This is a genomic window from Streptococcus suis (genome assembly GCF_019794615.1).
Classification (GTDB): domain Bacteria; phylum Bacillota; class Bacilli; order Lactobacillales; family Streptococcaceae; genus Streptococcus; species Streptococcus suis_AI.
The window spans coordinates 17208-33003 of the sequence record NZ_JAIMDU010000017.1 but is presented as its reverse complement, the minus strand read 5'-3'; the positions used below and the strand labels follow the sequence as shown (position 1 = coordinate 33003).

The 15796-nt window shown below is 41.5% G+C and carries 25 protein-coding genes and 1 pseudogene; all 26 read left to right on the top strand.

Annotated features, from left to right (window positions below; genetic code table 11):
• Positions 1-77: 77 nt before the first annotated feature.
• Positions 78-266, top strand: a pseudogene (locus K6V43_RS06115) (helix-turn-helix domain-containing protein); the annotation flags it as partial.
• Between the two features lie 244 nt (positions 267-510).
• On the top strand, positions 511-876 hold the full coding sequence (locus K6V43_RS06110; protein WP_222382250.1) for a hypothetical protein: 366 nt from the start codon (positions 511-513) through the stop codon (positions 874-876).
• Positions 873-1319, top strand: a complete 447-nt coding sequence (locus tag K6V43_RS06105) for a RusA family crossover junction endodeoxyribonuclease (RefSeq protein ID WP_222382248.1) — start codon at positions 873-875, stop codon at positions 1317-1319. Before K6V43_RS06110 ends, K6V43_RS06105 begins: the two co-directional genes overlap by 4 nt.
• Positions 1316-1552, top strand: coding sequence for a hypothetical protein (locus K6V43_RS06100; protein WP_222382247.1), 237 nt, complete (start codon positions 1316-1318; stop codon positions 1550-1552). Before K6V43_RS06105 ends, K6V43_RS06100 begins: the two co-directional genes overlap by 4 nt.
• 6 nt (positions 1553-1558) lie before the next feature.
• Complete coding sequence (locus K6V43_RS06095) at positions 1559-1846, top strand: hypothetical protein (protein ID WP_222382245.1); 288 nt, start codon at positions 1559-1561, stop codon at positions 1844-1846.
• 152 nt (positions 1847-1998) lie between these two features.
• A complete protein-coding gene (locus tag K6V43_RS06090) occupies positions 1999-3069 on the top strand; it encodes a DNA cytosine methyltransferase (RefSeq protein ID WP_222382243.1) in 1071 nt (356 codons plus the stop codon).
• Positions 3066-3311 (top strand): hypothetical protein, encoded by a 246-nt coding sequence (locus tag K6V43_RS06085; protein ID WP_222382241.1) that lies wholly within the window; start codon positions 3066-3068, stop codon positions 3309-3311. Before K6V43_RS06090 ends, K6V43_RS06085 begins: the two co-directional genes overlap by 4 nt.
• On the top strand, positions 3308-3907 hold the full coding sequence (locus tag K6V43_RS06080; protein ID WP_222382239.1) for a DUF1642 domain-containing protein: 600 nt from the start codon (positions 3308-3310) through the stop codon (positions 3905-3907). Before K6V43_RS06085 ends, K6V43_RS06080 begins: the two co-directional genes overlap by 4 nt.
• A complete protein-coding gene (locus tag K6V43_RS06075) occupies positions 3900-4187 on the top strand; it encodes a hypothetical protein (RefSeq protein ID WP_222382237.1) in 288 nt (95 codons plus the stop codon). The genes K6V43_RS06080 and K6V43_RS06075 overlap by 8 nt, the downstream gene beginning before the upstream one ends.
• A 341-nt stretch (positions 4188-4528) precedes the next feature.
• Positions 4529-4933, top strand: a complete 405-nt coding sequence (locus tag K6V43_RS06070) for a YopX family protein (RefSeq protein WP_222382235.1) — start codon at positions 4529-4531, stop codon at positions 4931-4933.
• Positions 4930-5184 carry a hypothetical protein gene (locus tag K6V43_RS06065; protein WP_222382233.1) on the top strand — a complete coding sequence of 85 codons (255 nt, stop codon included), beginning with the start codon at positions 4930-4932 and terminating at the stop codon, positions 5182-5184. Before K6V43_RS06070 ends, K6V43_RS06065 begins: the two co-directional genes overlap by 4 nt.
• A gap of 195 nt (positions 5185-5379) precedes the next feature.
• Positions 5380-5856, top strand: a complete 477-nt coding sequence (locus K6V43_RS06060; RefSeq protein ID WP_222382231.1) for a helix-turn-helix domain-containing protein — start codon at positions 5380-5382, stop codon at positions 5854-5856.
• 71 nt (positions 5857-5927) lie between these two features.
• The gene (locus K6V43_RS06055; RefSeq protein ID WP_222382229.1) at positions 5928-6350 is read left to right on the top strand and encodes an ArpU family phage packaging/lysis transcriptional regulator; all 423 of its coding nucleotides are present in this window, start codon (positions 5928-5930) and stop codon (positions 6348-6350) included.
• 211 nt (positions 6351-6561) lie between these two features.
• Positions 6562-7824, top strand: a complete 1263-nt coding sequence (locus K6V43_RS06050) for a DNA modification methylase (protein WP_222382228.1) — start codon at positions 6562-6564, stop codon at positions 7822-7824.
• A 20-nt stretch (positions 7825-7844) separates the two neighbouring features.
• Positions 7845-8291 carry a stress-induced protein gene (locus tag K6V43_RS06045; RefSeq protein WP_222382226.1) on the top strand — a complete coding sequence of 149 codons (447 nt, stop codon included), beginning with the start codon at positions 7845-7847 and terminating at the stop codon, positions 8289-8291.
• Positions 8281-9510: a PBSX family phage terminase large subunit gene (locus K6V43_RS06040; protein WP_105100360.1), complete on the top strand. Its 1230-nt coding sequence runs from the start codon at positions 8281-8283 to the stop codon at positions 9508-9510. Before K6V43_RS06045 ends, K6V43_RS06040 begins: the two co-directional genes overlap by 11 nt.
• The gene (locus K6V43_RS06035) at positions 9510-10904 is read left to right on the top strand and encodes a phage portal protein (RefSeq protein ID WP_222382225.1); all 1395 of its coding nucleotides are present in this window, start codon (positions 9510-9512) and stop codon (positions 10902-10904) included. Before K6V43_RS06040 ends, K6V43_RS06035 begins: the two co-directional genes overlap by 1 nt.
• Complete coding sequence (locus K6V43_RS06030; protein WP_222382223.1) at positions 10894-12255, top strand: minor capsid protein; 1362 nt, start codon at positions 10894-10896, stop codon at positions 12253-12255. Before K6V43_RS06035 ends, K6V43_RS06030 begins: the two co-directional genes overlap by 11 nt.
• A 164-nt stretch (positions 12256-12419) precedes the next feature.
• Complete coding sequence (locus K6V43_RS06025) at positions 12420-12584, top strand: hypothetical protein (protein WP_222382221.1); 165 nt, start codon at positions 12420-12422, stop codon at positions 12582-12584.
• A 240-nt stretch (positions 12585-12824) separates the two neighbouring features.
• Positions 12825-13418 carry a DUF4355 domain-containing protein gene (locus K6V43_RS06020; RefSeq protein WP_105100364.1) on the top strand — a complete coding sequence of 198 codons (594 nt, stop codon included), beginning with the start codon at positions 12825-12827 and terminating at the stop codon, positions 13416-13418.
• 3 nt (positions 13419-13421) lie between these two features.
• Entirely contained in the window at positions 13422-14261 is an 840-nt protein-coding gene (locus tag K6V43_RS06015; RefSeq protein ID WP_105100365.1) for a N4-gp56 family major capsid protein, read from the top strand.
• Entirely contained in the window at positions 14261-14425 is a 165-nt protein-coding gene (locus K6V43_RS06010) for a hypothetical protein (RefSeq protein ID WP_222382219.1), read from the top strand. Before K6V43_RS06015 ends, K6V43_RS06010 begins: the two co-directional genes overlap by 1 nt.
• 4 nt (positions 14426-14429) lie before the next feature.
• Complete coding sequence (locus tag K6V43_RS06005) at positions 14430-14747, top strand: phage head-tail connector protein (RefSeq protein ID WP_222382217.1); 318 nt, start codon at positions 14430-14432, stop codon at positions 14745-14747.
• Entirely contained in the window at positions 14744-15052 is a 309-nt protein-coding gene (locus tag K6V43_RS06000; RefSeq protein WP_222382215.1) for a hypothetical protein, read from the top strand. The genes K6V43_RS06005 and K6V43_RS06000 overlap by 4 nt, the downstream gene beginning before the upstream one ends.
• Positions 15045-15401, top strand: a complete 357-nt coding sequence (locus K6V43_RS05995; protein ID WP_222382213.1) for an HK97-gp10 family putative phage morphogenesis protein — start codon at positions 15045-15047, stop codon at positions 15399-15401. The genes K6V43_RS06000 and K6V43_RS05995 overlap by 8 nt, the downstream gene beginning before the upstream one ends.
• On the top strand, positions 15398-15781 hold the full coding sequence (locus tag K6V43_RS05990) for a hypothetical protein (protein WP_222382211.1): 384 nt from the start codon (positions 15398-15400) through the stop codon (positions 15779-15781). Before K6V43_RS05995 ends, K6V43_RS05990 begins: the two co-directional genes overlap by 4 nt.
• Positions 15782-15796: the final 15 nt, after the last annotated feature.

Below are 15796 nucleotides of genomic sequence, written 5' to 3'. Positions count from 1 at the left end.
AGAAGTAGGAATGGCTGTCTTGTGGCTCATGCTGGGCTATCTAGTCGGTGAGCGTAGTAACCGAAAGGACAAGTCGGATGAATAGATTGAAAGAATTAAGGCAAGAAAAAAAGCTATCTCAGAAAGAGTTAGCTGACTATCTGGGCATAAATGAAAAAACCATATCTCGTTGGGAAAATGGAGAAAGTACAATAAAATTAGACAAAGCCCAGGCGCTCGCTGACTATTTTGAGGTAAATCTAGCCTATCTACTAGGATTCACTGACAGTCCTGCTGACAACCTACGTGATCTATTATTCCACGAAATTAAAGCATTAAAGGAATACCGAGTATTACGTTTGGGCGTTGAAAATTTTATCTCAGAAAATGATGTGTTGAACGTAATTGATAAATACACAAAACTAACGTGCCGTGAACCACGCTAAAAGCGAACTAGAAAGCGCGTCAACTGCAAGCAATCAGTTGACAGTTGGACGACAGCGACTGCCCGTATTTAGCTAAACTCACACAATGGCAGTCGCTGGATTTTGGAAAGAAAAAAATGAAAAAACAGCAATTTTAAAAACGCCTTTCACACTTGTGACAAGTGAATCAGAACAAAGTATGGAAATTATTGGTGGTGGCCTATGGAATATCAAAGCGGAGTTTGTTGTGCTAGATAACCAAATATCGCTAGATGAAAACGGAGATATGTTTGAACCAGAATACAGACTGGTTTTAGAAGCAGAATATCCAGATAAGCTCTTCCTTGATGATTCCAATATTGCGAAAGAAGTAGGAAAGGACATAAAAGAAATCCAGACCTTGTTTGAATTTATCGAGGGAAACAAAAAGAATTTGTTTGAGGAATTAGGATTCCACAGAGTCATTATATGAGGTTGATTATACCGATTGAACCAAGACCACAAAGCAGACCGAGAGCTAGTGTACGAGGTAGACACGCAACGGTTTACGAAGACGGAAAGATGGTTGCTTGGAGAAAGAAGTGCACCGAACTTGTTAGACAACTGTATGACGGACCGTATTTTGACGGACCAATCAAGGTAGAAATGACATTCTACATGCCTGCTCCGAAGTCTATGTCTACACCGCCTAAACCTCGGTCTAAAGCTAAGAAGGTGCAGGAGTACGATGATTTTATCAACGAGCGGATTTACGTAGATAAAAAGCCCGACTTGGACAATTTAGAGAAAGCTGTTTATGACAGCATCAGTAAAGCAGAAATTGTCTGGACTGATGACAACATTATCGTCGAGCACACGACGAGAAAGGTGTATAGTCCAAGACCAAGGATTGAAATCGAAGCGGAGGACCTATGATACGTAGCAGAAGATTTGTTAATCGGGCGAAACACGCTCCGAAAATATCCGACGCAGTAAAACCGTTGGATATTGGAAATTTATTAAAAAAAGAAATTAACCGCGATAACATCCCGTTTGAGGTTGTCAGCGAAGCGACTGGGATACCAGAGAAGCGTGTCGAGCGGATTTACTTTAATGACTTACCAAACGAGGATGAGATGCATAGAATTTTAGAATGGGTGAGGGGATGACGACTGATGAGATTAATTAAATTAAACGATAGCTATATAAATGCCGACAAAATAATTCAAATCTACGAAAGGCCGATAAATCCAAACAATAGTGACAGTGCATTAGTTACAGTTGTCGAATTAGAAGGATTCGGAACAGGGAATACAGGCCCATACGGAGAAACGCCTTATTATTACCAAAATGAAGTTGTAACAAAGAAACCACTGAAAGAAGTAATTAAGTTAATCCATGATTTGAATACTCTTAACTACTTGAGAGAACAGAGCCTTAGACAACCGACGACAAATTTTTAGTTTTGGAGGAAGTCGATGAAATTAATAAATGATATAAAACAATTGTTTTGCAAGCATTCTTGGAAGGAATTACCACGCTTTATCGCGTTGAATACTGGGAAAATTTCTCCTAAACGTCAATGCCTAAAATGTGGGAAAGTGGAGGATGTATCTTGAAATTCCTAGACTTATTCGCAGGCATCGGTGGATTTCGTCTTGGCATGGAACGCGCAGGACATGAATGTGTCGGCTTTTGTGAGATTGACCCGTTTGCTAGAAAGAGTTACAAAGCAATACACGATACGGAAGGAGAATTTGAATTTCATGACATCAAAGGAGTTACAGATGAGTCTGTTCGAGGAATCGGACGTGTGGATGTTATCTGTGGAGGATTTCCGTGCCAGGCTTTCAGCATTGCTGGAAAACGAGCAGGATTTGAAGATACTCGAGGGACTTTATTCTTTGAGATTGCTCGGTTCGCATCTATTCTCCGACCTAAATATTTATTCCTTGAAAACGTCACAGGATTGCTCAACCACGGCAACGGAAATACATTCGAGACCATCCTCGGAGCGTTGGATGAATTGGGGTATGATGCGGAATGGCAAGTGTTCAACAGCAAGAATTTTGGAGTCCCCCAAAACAGAGAGCGGGTGTTTATTATCGGACATCTTAGAGAAGAAGGTGGACGAGCGGTTTTTCCTTTCGGAGGAAATGACACAGCGGTTGATAGTAAACAATCAAAAATAAACAAGGTTGGGAACATCCGTAAGATGGGCAAATCACAGAGTGGCGACGTAGTCTCTGTTGATAGCCTTGCCCCAACATTATGTAGCACTACCACACAGAAAGATCCGCTAAAGGTTTTGATTGCAGGCCAGCTCTCTGGCAAGTTTGAGATGCCGAATCGAGTATACGACCCAGAGGGAATCGCTCCAACCATCCGAACCATGCAAGGCGGCGGCCTTGAGCCCAAAATCATCCAACGTGGGCATGGTTACAATCAAGGCGGAGAGCATGATACAGCACCTACATTGACTAGCAATAGCTGGCAGGAGAACAATCACTTGTTGAACGGTATACATATCCGCAAGCTGACACCTCGTGAGTGCTGGAGGTTGCAAGGATTCCCAGATTGGGCATTTGACCGAGCGCAAGCAGTAAATAGTAATAGCCAGCTATATAAACAGGCTGGCAACTCAGTCACGGTAAATGTGATTGAAGCGATAGCAAGGAGGTTATGATGGCGAAAGTTATTTACAAAAAAGAAATTGGAGTGAATATGCTAGGAGAGCTAGAATATTCTGTTATTCCAACCTGTCCGGTGTGTGATGAATGGACTTATAGCGAAGATACCTGTCCATTTTGTCGCATGAATGGAGTGTTGACCGAATTAGAATATAACGGTGCTAAAGCCCCAGAGTTTTTTGACGAGCATGGAAATAAGGCTAAATGCCATTGCGGAACTTGCGGAGGAAACAGATGAATAAGCAGGAAGTGATTGAAACAATCGAACAATCAAAGATAAAAATAGCTAACAGAGAAAGGGTAATATTTAAAGCAGGCGAGACTGTAGCAGAGACCGAATGGGTTGACCACGTACCTCTTGAAATTGTCGTAAATACAATTGACAAGATTAGTCCGCAGAAGGTGGTTATACCGAAATTTGTGGCGGAGTGGTACGAAAGAAATAAAGATGATATCAATACTGCAATATATAGCACAATCACTGGAACGTATAGAAAAGTCAATGGGGAGAACGATGATTTGCTGGATACGTTTGAAGGATGGCTTGTTTACGAAGATAATTCAATTTTGATACTTGTTCAGATGCATTTATTCGGCTACGAGGTCGAGAAGGAAAAGCTGTATACGGTGGAGATACCGAATCCGAATAGTGACAGTCTTACTGCTTTAGAAAAGTTTGATGACGGCACGGTTTTCATTAGCCAAATGGATGTCTTTCCCATTGATTGGAAAAACCATACCGAGTACCAACTCACCGAAGCCGAAATCAAACAGGATTTTAAGTGGGCTTGGGATGCAGGGTTTGCTGAGCCTGTGGAAGATAAAAATGAATAAACAGGAAGTGATTGAGGAATTAGAGCGGAATGTTGTGAGAACAACAGATTTTGATAGAGTGGAAGATGTAGTGATTCTTCGTGACGAGCTTAACGAATTTGAGTCAGAATTTTACACAACAGATGATTTTACAACACCAATCGAATGCTTATCAGAGGCACTAGATAGCATCAAGAGCCTCTATGATGAAAATCGAATTGAGGACAAAGAGAACGCTGAACGACTAATCGAGTCGTACAAGAGTGCGATTGAATTGCTGAGAAAAACGGAGGTGGAGTGATGGATTGGCCGATATTAGACTTTTTATTTAATCTCATCATCCTATCCGGACTAATAGCGATTTTGACTATTATTTGGGCTATTATCATCGGCATGATTGGTATGTTTTTCGAAAAATAGGAGGCGGAGTGATGGCAGTTTGGGGAGTTTGTTTTTACTGCAGGCAAAAATACCAAGTCTACGGACCACAACTTTTTTGTAGTAAACGATGTCGAAAAAAATATTATCAAGCAAGCTCTAAATTTTGCCCTGTTTGCAAAAAAGAATTTCAACCAAAAGGGAATCAAAAATTTTGTTGTAAAGAACACCGAATTTTATATAGTAAAAGGAAGGAGGTAAACGATGACACAGAAATTTAGGGCGTGGGATAAGGCATCTCATGCGTGGAGACATGATATATACATTGGGCTTGATGGTCTAGCTAAAGACCTTTCCCGTACGGGAGAAGAGCCTTTTGAATTACCTTTAGACAATGCAATACTCATGCAATCCACAGGGCTGTTTGATAAAAACGGCAAGGAGATTTTTGAGGGGGATGTTGTTAAATGTTACACAGTAACAGAAAAAGGTGAGTACGAATATGTCGGCGTTGTCTGCTTAAAGGATTTTTCTTTTGTTATAGTCGACGAAAAAGACACTTATGACCTATTATGGAATTATAAAAGTGGGTTCGTTGATATAGAAACTGAAATCGAAATCATTGGCAACATCTATGAGAATCCTGAATTGGTGGAGGAGGGGAAATGAAGAAGCTATTTTGGGAAATATTTCCTGAAAATAAAAAAGGTTGGGAGAGATACTTTGATTGGTGTCTATATGATTCTAAGACTTTTTATCCAATCGGCAAATTGTTAAACATATATGCCAGCATTATGCTGTTTATAACAGAACTGCTAGTTTTTGTACTTTTAATTCTGTTATTTCCATTAACGAGAATTGAATCGAGAATTCGTTCGAGTAAGGCTAAAAAACAAAAGGAGAAAGAACGAAATGACTAACAAAAAACTAGGCGTGCTACTGATCGATGTGCCAGAGCCGAGAATGGCAAAGTATTCTGTCCTTGTCAGAACGGATGGGAAACATAGGATTCTTGATACGGATTCGGAATTATTCGTTAGAGCCTATGGATGTTGTTGTACCCAAGAAGAAGCTAAAAAATACCCACAATTCCGTTGGGTAGCGTTGGAGGAGCTATGATTGAATTGACACTACGAGATTTTCGGTTAAAACTAGGCTTGACAGTGGAAGAGATGGCGGAAGAACTACATATTTCAAAGGGAACGTACTGGTACTGGGAGGGGAAAAATAATCCTCCTGAAGACGCTATGCAGAAAGTCCGTAAAATCTATGATAAGGCAAAAGAATTTATGGTTGATGATGGTATTGATATCATTGAAAAAATCGGTACTATCAAACGACATTACAGGCTGTCATACGACAGTCTTGCTCAATTGGTTGGGGCAAAATATGGGACGTCAGTTGTTAATTGGATGAACGGTGTCCAACAAAGATTGAAGTACATGATTAGAATCAATGAGCTTTATTATGAGATCGTGAACAAAAAACGGAGGACAAAAGCTGGAAGCAGAGCAACTTTCTGCCAAATCGATCCACTTGATAGAGAGTCATGGAAAGTTAAAACAGAAAATCAAGTTATCGTGTGGAAATAAAAAAGTCAGCACACTTGTACTGACTGTGAGTAAAAACCTAAAACTATTATATCATAGAAAGGTGCTGGCAGATGACTTTTTTCCCCGAAATAAACACAGAAAAAACCAAAGCGAACGCAAAACGAAAATTGAGAGAGTATCCTCGTTGGCGACGGGTCGCAAATGATGTGGATGGACAGAAAGTTACTGCCGTGTATACTTTCGAGCCAAGACAAACTAGCGGTAATCCAAGTAGACCTGTTGAGCGATTAGCAATCAACAGAGTAGACGCGGAAGCGGAACTCGAAGCGATTGAATACGCAATTAACAACTTACTCAATCCTACGCATAGACGCATTCTTTATGAAAAGTATCTTTATGCAGGCAAGCGGTATGATTTTGAAATCTACAACGACTTGTACTTATCAGAGGCTAGTTTCTATATCGAACTCAACGATGCACTGCTATCGTTTGCAGAGCAGTATCGAAGTGGTTGCTTGCTTGTTGAAAATTAGAGTTTTTCCCAAGAAACCAAAAGTTTTTCCGTAGTTCTAACGGTTAGTAAGACGTTAAAATGGTAGTATCAAATAATTGGATACTACCGCCTGAGAGGCGGTGATTATGATGTACAAATAATGCACAAAGGGACTCTAAAGCGATTATTCTTTATATTTCAAGGTTAATCGGGACTTAATAACATTGAGTCCCTTTTTTGTTGGAGGCGAGATGAAATTTTTTGAGAAACCATTAGACTGGTTAAAACCTTATCAAAATAACCCGCGAGATAATGACAACGCTGTTGAGCCAGTTGCGAATTCAATCAAAGAGTTTGGTTTTAAAGTTCCGATTGTTGCGAGTCCAGATGGCGAGGTTATTAACGGGCACACAAGGTTAAAGGCCGCTAAGTTATTGGGGCTTAAAAATGTCCCTGTAATTATTGCAGATGACTTAACAGATGAACAAGTTAAAGCGTTCAGACTTGCAGACAACAAAACGTCGGAAATAGCTGAATGGAATTTTGAATTATTATTTGATGAGCTCTCAGATATTCAAAATTTGGATATGACATTGTTTGGTTTTGAAGATGCGGATTACCGGTTAGACGACATTCGCGAAGATGATAACTCTGAATTAGAACAAGGCGAGGAAACGGTCCAAGATTCATTTGTGAATTATGGAGATATTTTCCAATTAGGCCGTCATCGTTTAATGTGCGGGGATAGTACAAGCGCAGAGGATATGGCTAAACTGATTGATGGTGCGACTATTGATTTATACGTTACTGACCCGCCTTACAATGTTGCATACGAAGGCGGGACTGAGGAAGCTATGACAATCATGAACGATAGTATGGACGATGCTAGCTTTAGGCAATTTCTTCGTGATGCATTTGCAGTAGCAAGTACTCATCTCAAGTCAGGAGGAGCGTTTTACATTTGGCACGCTGACTCAGAGGGACTTAACTTTAGAGCGGCTGTCAAAGAAACAGGATGGTTACTAAAACAAAACATTATTTGGGTAAAAAATGCAATAGTTTTAGGTAGACAAGATTATCAATGGAAACACGAGCCTTGTCTTTATGGATGGAAAGATGGCGGAAGTCATTATTTTATTGACAATAGATCGTTATCGACGGTAATCGAAGAGGACGAAGAAAATCTCAAAGAAATGTCTAAAAGTGAACTCATTGCGTATATCAAGACGATGCAAGAGAATGCCCCGACTACAATTTTTTACGAAGACAAACCGGTCAGAAATGATATACACCCTACAATGAAACCGCTAAAATTGATCGCTAGGTGTGTATTGAACTCGAGTAAGAAAGGCGAGCGAGTTTTGGATAGTTTCAATGGTGGTGGGTCAACTCTTATGGTATGTGAGCAGACAGAAAGAATTTGTTACGCTATGGAACTAGATCCTATTTATGTAGAGAGAACAATTAGACGCTGGGAGGAAACAACGGGACAAACAGCTGTCTTGATTGAATAAACAAGTAAGGAAGTGAGGCGATGGCTAATGAGCAAAATTTGATAGTTCCAAGCTCGGATGAAGCTCGAAAAAATGGAAAAAAAGGTGGTATCGCTTCGGGAAAAGCTCGGCGAAAAAAAGCAAATTTAAAAAAAGCCTTTGAGACTATCTTACAAGCTGATGTCGCCAGTCCAATGATAAAAAAACAGTTGGAAGAATTTGGTTTTGAGGCAACGAACGAAATGGCTCTCGCAATGGTCATGATGCAAAAAGCGATGAAAGGTAACGTTAGAGCTTTTGAGCAAATCAGTAAGTTAGTTGCTATTGACACCAAGGACAAACTGGACAAACAGGAACAACGAGAACGCATCAAAGCGATACAGTTGGAAAACGAAAAACGAAAATCAGCTCTCGAAGGCACCGAATCACAAGAAGACGCTATTGGCAGGCTGTTTGACAAATTAGAAGAGGAAATAAATGGGAATTGACAGACTATACCACGATAAGCAACTCAGTATCTTAAAGCGGGCTTTGCGTGAAGATTGGTACATGATGATTAACCACGGAGCTGTCCGTGCAGGGAAGACCCAGCTGGATAATGATCTATTCCTGATGGAATTGCGTAGAGCCAAGAAAAACGCTAAGTCTTGCGGTGTGGATAATCCTATGTATATCCTTGGTGCTACTAGTGCTGGTACCTTGCGGACCAACATTCTGCAGGAACTATCAGAGAAGTATGGCATTGATTTCAAGTTTGATAAGCATGGGAATTTCACATTGTTTGGCGTCTATGTGGTCACGACCTTTACGGGTTCTGTCGCTGGTTTGCGTGCTATCCGTGGTATGACGGCTTACGGGGCTTATATCAACGAAGCAACGCTAGCGAACAAGGAAGTCTTTGACGAAATCCGCAAGCGCTGTTCTGGTTTCGGTGCTCGTATTATTTGCGATACCAACCCAGACCACCCGAATCATTGGTTAAAAAAGGATTATATTGACAAGGCAGATGACAAGAGCATTATCGCCAATCACTTTACGATATTTGATAATACCTTTTTGAACCAGCGGTATATTGAGAACCTTATCGCAACAACACCAAGCGGAATGTTTACAGAACGTGGCATCTATGGGCGTTGGGTTAGTGGTGAAGGGGCTGTCTATCGTGATTTTAAGGAAGACATGCTAATACCTGGCAAGGACATACCAACAGACGACATCACAATCTACCACGCTGGTGTTGACTGGGGATATGAGCACTATGGATCTATTGTCGTATGTGGACAAACGGCAGATGGTCGTGTCTATCTCTTGGAAGAACATTCGGCACAGTACCAAGAAATTGATTATTGGGTAGAGATTGCTCAAGATATCAAATCACGATATGGGAATATCTATTTCTATGCCGATTCTGCCCGTCCTGAACATGTCGCACGCTTTGAACGGGAGCATCTAAAATGTGTGAATGCGGATAAATCTGTTTTGAGCGGAATCGAACAAGTGGCTAAGCTGATGAAGCAAGGTCGCTTTTTTGTTTGTTCTGAGAAGGTTGATAAGTTCAAGGATGAGGTTTACCAGTATGTCTGGAATGAGAAAACTGGCGAACCAGAAAAGAAGAATGATGATGTGCTAGACGCGTTGCGGTATGCGATTTATTCGAAATTCAAAGGTGTAGGTAGCAAAATCAAACTATTCAAGGGAGGATTTTAATGTCGCTAGTAAGTTTAAACAAACGCAAGTTAATGACAACATCAGCGGAAGAAATTACGCCAGAGCTGGTGTCAGATGCTGTTGAATTGCATCGTTCAAAATTACTTAAGGACTATTTTGAAAATGAAGACATGTACATGTCTAATCATAGTATTTTAAAAGGTAGCCCTAAAGATCCGTGGAAACCAGATAATAGACTAGTCATCAATTATGCTAAATATATCGTGGACACATTCAGTGGTTATCAAATTGGTGTGCCCGTAAAGGTCACGCATGACGATATTGTTATTGCAGATTTTATTGGCAATTTCCGTAAACTGAACGACATGGAGGATACGGAATTTGAATTAGCGAAGATTGCTGATATTTTTGGTCATGCTTTTCTATATGTCTATCAGGATGAGGAAGGGAATACCAGAACGACCTACAATAGCCCAGTAAATATGCTTATTGTTCATGATGATAGCATCCAAGAAAAGCCGTTGTTTGCGGTTCGGTACGCATTTGATGAAGGTGCGGAAACTGGGTATGGACAGGTTATCACTGCGTCGGAAGTCATTGATGCAACTTTTAAACAGGGAGGTGGCGTCACGTTCGGAGATCGCACACCTCATATCTACGGCAGATTGCCAGTGGTTGAATTGGTTGAGAATGAGGAACGACAAGGAATCTTTGACAGCGTTAAGACACTTATCAATGCTCTAAACAAGGCTGCAAGCGAGAAAGCTAATGATGTTGATTATTTTGCTGATGCGTATCTCAAAGTAGTAGGTGTTGAGCTGGACGGAGATATGGCTGGGCAGATTCGCGAAAATCGTATCTTTAACTTGTGGAAGAATGGTTCGGATGGTCCATTGCCCGACGTTGGATTCCTGGAAAAGCCAAACTCAGACACAACTCAAGAAAATCTAATTACTTTACTCAAAGAGTCTATCTTCGCAGTGTCCATGGTCGCGAATCTGTCTGAAGAAGATTTTGGAAATGCTTCAGGGACTGCCCTAGCGTTTAAATTACAAGCTATGGATAATCTAGCCAAGATGAAAGATAGGAAGATGCAGTCTGCCTTTAATCGTCTGTATGAAATTGTCTTTAACGTGCCGATGGCAAGCGTCCCAAGTGATGGCTGGACGGGTATCAAGTACCAATTCACAAGAAATGTTCCGCGCAACGTCCTTGAAGAAGCCCAAATTGTGGCCCAGCTTTCAGGTCAGGTTTCCAATGCGACTAAGTTGTCTGTCTTATCTATCGTGGATAACCCACAAGATGAACTGGATAAGATGGCAGAGGAGGAAGAGAGTTCCAGCTTGTTATCTAAGCAAATCGCTATCAATGAACGCATGACTGACAAAAACCTTCACCCAGATAGTCAGAAGGTGATAGCGAATGGCGAGTGACTATTGGAAGAAGCGGATACGAGCCGAACAACTAGCCAAAATGGAGCGTGGTGCGACGTTAGGCGAGGAGATGGATAGATTATACTCCTATCACTTTAACGAGCTAGAAAAGGAAATTAGAGCCTTTGAGCAACGTTACGCTGATAAAAATGGTTTGTCCTTAGCTGAAGTGAAGGCTCGGGTTGATGATTTCGATGTAAAGGCTTTTGAGGAAAAGGCTAAACGGTACGTGGCTGAGAAGAATTTTTCTGCACGGGCAAACTCTGAGCTGGCTTTGTATAACTTGAAAATGAAGACCAATCGGTTAGCCTTGTTGCAGTATCAACTAGATCTGGAGTTGATTGCTCTGGCAGAGGACGAGCGAAATTTGACGGAGCGTTTTTTGAATGATGAGTTCGTCAAAGCGATTGAAGTGCAATCAGGATTGCTTGGTCAGTCTGTATTGTCAGCTAGTCAAATTAAAACAGTTGCTCAATCGGTGCTAAACACGCCTTTTGAGGGCGTTGTCTGGTCTGAAAGAATTTGGCAAAGGCAAAATGCTTTGCGTGAAGTTGTCGCTCGCATGACAGAACGATTGTTGTTACAAGGAAAGAATCCGACTACCATGGTTGCCAAACTTCGGAAGGAGTTCAATGTAACTGCCAGTGAAGCAAAACGGCTGGCGATAACTGAAGGGGCTCGTGTATCAACCGAAGGTCAGAAACAAGCTTATATTGCGAACGAGATAGATGAGTACGAATTTATTGCAGAGCCATCAGCATGTCCAAACTGCGCCAAGAAAGACGGGAAGATTTTCAAAGTCGAGGATATGATTCCTGGTGAGAACGCTGCACCTATGCATCCGTGGTGCCATTGCTCGACAGGGGCTTATTATTCGGTTGACCGTGAAGCTCCAAATGGTGTTTGGAATAGTCAGAAATCCAAAACGGAAATGGTGAAGAAGCAACAAAACAAAAAAACGGATAATTTTAGAGAAATTTTATTTGAGGAGCATTTTCCAAAGCGAGCTGAAGAGAAAGTTTTTGAATCATTTCCTTTTTTCAACAAATCGGTTGTAGTTTTACGTCGGGAACGATTAGACCATATCCTTGAAGGTCATGCCGATATTGGCAAAGACGTAAAAGGGAGCGTTCGTAAAGTTATCAAAAATCCAGATAAAATTCTTGTCGATCATAAAAACAAGGATAGTATATTGGTTTTAGGTAAAGGTATTGAAAACAATATAAACATCGCTGTCAGATTATCAAGCGACGAGCGTGATAATTCAGTAATCACTGCTATGCGAGTTTCTGACAAAACAATCAAGAGGATATTGAGAAAAAACACAAAAATTTATGACAAAGAGGAGTAGTCATGGTATAATGTTAGTGAAGAGAAGTGAAGTAGAGATTTTAGTGTCGCTACGCAGCTTCACAGCATGAAATGACGGGACAGGCACACCGTCCACTACTCTTTTAGTACTTAGATTTCTGTCTAAGTGCTTTTTTGTTGCAAAAAAATAGAAAGGAGGTCGCTATGAAGAAGCGTATCAAGAAAAAGCGTTGGCTGGAAATCAAGTTAGCCGAATGTTTGGCTCGCGAGCATGTGCTTATGTCTGCTGTGACAGAACAGAATGCTAGAATTACCAAACAGGCAAACGAAATTACTGAACTTCGTTCCATCGTCGAACGCAATGCCTAGGCTACTAATTCGAGATTTGACAAACTTGAAGAGCAAGTAGTCAAAAGTAATGCCAAGAAACCGTTTTGGAAACGGTAAGGAGGTGGTCAAACATCTTGACTGGTAGGAAAGACTACTTGAAACTACTCGAAAATACTTAAAACCGTATGAAATCCCATACGGTTTTCTTTCGGTCCAAACTTTGATGACATTAAAAGCTAAGGTTATCAGTCCACTCAGGACTTAAAAAGGAGGTGCCGTATGGCAGAAGAGATTAAAGATACAGTAGTTGAAACCGAAAAAGAGACAGTCGACACCTCAGAAACGGCTGAAACTACTGAAAAAACATTCACACAAGACGAAGTAAACTCTCTGATTGAGAAACGTTTGGCTAAGCAAGAAAAATCGTTTAACAAACGTATTCAGGAAAAGTTAGATGAGGCTGAAAAGCTACGTCAGATGAACGCGGAACAGAAAGCAGAGTACGAGGCACAAAAACAGGCTGCCTACATCGCTGAACTGGAAGCTACAATCAACCGTAGTGGTCTTGAAAAAGAAGCATCTAAAATTCTCTCTGGGGTTGGTATTGCGGTCGATGACAATATCCTAGGCTTTGTTGTTAAGGATACCGCAGAGGCTACCAAAGAGGCTGTAGAGAGCTTTTCAGCTTTAGTGAATGACCTTGCTGACAAGAAAGTCAGTGAAATGCTCAAAGGTAAGACTCCGAAGAAGGTTGAACAGACAACTTCGTCAAGTATTACCCAAGAGCAATTTAATCGCATGAGCTATCGTGCTCAACTGGATTTACAGAAAGCAGATCCAGAACTATATGAGAAATTATCGAAAGGATATTAAAGTATGACACAAACTAAAATTGCGGATTTAATCAATCCACAGGTAATGGCGAATCATATTTCTGCCAAATTGCCTAAGTTATTGAAATTTACACCGCTAGCAACCATTGAACGTACGCTTGTTGGTCGCCCTGGTACAAAATTGACTGTACCTAAGTTTACTTACACAGGTGCTGCATCCGAAGTAGCAGAAGGTCAAGCAATTCCATTGAATAAACTTGGAACAACTACTACTGAAATGACCATTAAAAAAATCGCTACGGGTTATGAAATCACTGATGAAGCTATCCTATCTGGTCTGGGTGACCCTGTCGGTGAGGCTGTTCGTCAGTTGGGAATGGCTATTGCTGATAAGATCGATAACGATATTATCGAATTGGCTAAAACAGCTACTCAGCACGTAACGGATGCTCCTAACACGCTTGAAGCTATTCAAAAAGCACTGGATATTTTTGCGGATGAGGAAGATGTGCGTTACGTTGGTATCTTTAACCCTGTTGATGCCATGAAGCTACGTACTGCAGCAGGCAAAGACTTCTTGCGTGGGTCAGAGCTTGGGGCTCAAGCACTTGTCTCTGGTGTGTTTGGTGAAGTCTTGGGTGTTGAAATCGTTCGTTCTAAGAAAGTGCCAGCTGGCCAAGGCTTTATCGTTGCCGTTTCTGCACGTTCAACAGATACAGAGGATGATGCTCGTTATGGTGCTTTTGTTATCAACATGAAACGTGATGTTTCTGTCGAAACTGACCGTGATATCTTGAAGAAAACCACGGTCATCACAGGCGATGAGCACTATGGTGTTTATCTCTATGACGATACGAAAGTAGTACGCTTTGGAGGTAACTAATGGGGATGTTGTTGCGTCGTCATTACGAAGATAATGTCCAGGCGAGCGAGCCAGATTTTTCAAAAATGAAAAAAAGCGAGCTTGTCGAGCTGGCAAGACAGAAAGGTCTTGAATTTTCGGATGACTTGAAAAAAGAAGATATCATCAGAATATTGAGAGGGTAAGCTTATGGAGATTATCAAGCAGGTAAAGGCTCTGTTGGGGATTTCTGATAACTTGCAAGATGATCTCTTGGAAGTGATTCGGGAGCTCACGGAAGCTCATTTCATGGCTTATACTCATCAAGCATTTGTGCCTAGCACTCTGGAATTTATCATCGTTGAAGTGATGGTTAAACGATTTAACAAGCTAGGTTCGGAAGGAATGTCAAGTCACGGGGTCGAGGGGCTGTCTATGTCGTTTGACCTTGATGATTTTGCTAGCTACGACAAGGTTATTCACCGCCAGTTTGCTAACGACTTCCAAGCGGGGTTTAAAATGCTATGAGGTATGCGGATAGATTGACCGTTGTGACGGTGTCTGAGGAACGTTACGATACTGGATTAGGGCGTATGGTGGGGGATAGCGAGGAGGTTGTTATCCCTTGTCATTTGGGTCCGATTAGTGTTCGTTCACTTAATCGGATGTCGGATAAGCTGGCAGAGGCGACGCATACTGTCCATGTACAGAGAGAACTCCCTGTTGGGCAGGAGGTCTTTGTGAATGGGCGACGTTTTAAGGTGTTGAAGAAAGTCAACCATGGTCTGCAAGGCTTTGTCTTGTATGTTAGTGAGGTGTATCCAGATGGCTAGGGCATTGATTGAAATCAAGGGCAATAAGAAAATGGCTCAGGATTTGAAGGCTTTGGCAAATTTAACGGCTGTTAAAGGGGTTGTGAAAGACTATACAGCCCGATTAGACACGGTTGCCAAGCGAAAAGCGTTCTTTAGCAAGGGTTATTCCACAGGAGCGACCAAGCGAAGTATCACGCCTGAAATTCGAGCGATGGGGCTTGAAGGAGCAGTCGAAGCTAAGACGGACTATTCAGGCTATCTGGAGGAGGGAACTCGTTTTATGAAGGAAGCTCAGCCGTTTATGAAGCCAGCTCTTGAAAAAGTAGAGCCAGAGTTTATTGAAGCTCTTGGAGAGGTGTTGGAATGAAGCAACCAGATCAACAAATCCATGATGCTATCATGGAAGAAGTGAGTAAGCTGGGTTTGAAAATCTACCTAACCTTGCCTGATTTGGGGACGGCTTACCCCTTTATTGTCATGGGAGATACGCATTTGTTGCCCAGACCGACCAAGTCGCGAATGATTGGTTCGGTGGCGATAGATATTCATGTCTGGGGGTCTCTCAAGGACCGTCGTCTTGTATCAGATACACTGGCGAGGGTGATGGAAGTATGCAGTCGTATCAAGCGACTAGATGGCAGGCAATGGTCTATGGACTTGACCAGTGATACTCAACTTTTGAAAGACAATAGTACCCCTGAGGTGCTTTATCACGGTGTGGCAGATGTCACATTTCGTTTTTTGTAAGAAAGGAAAGAAAAT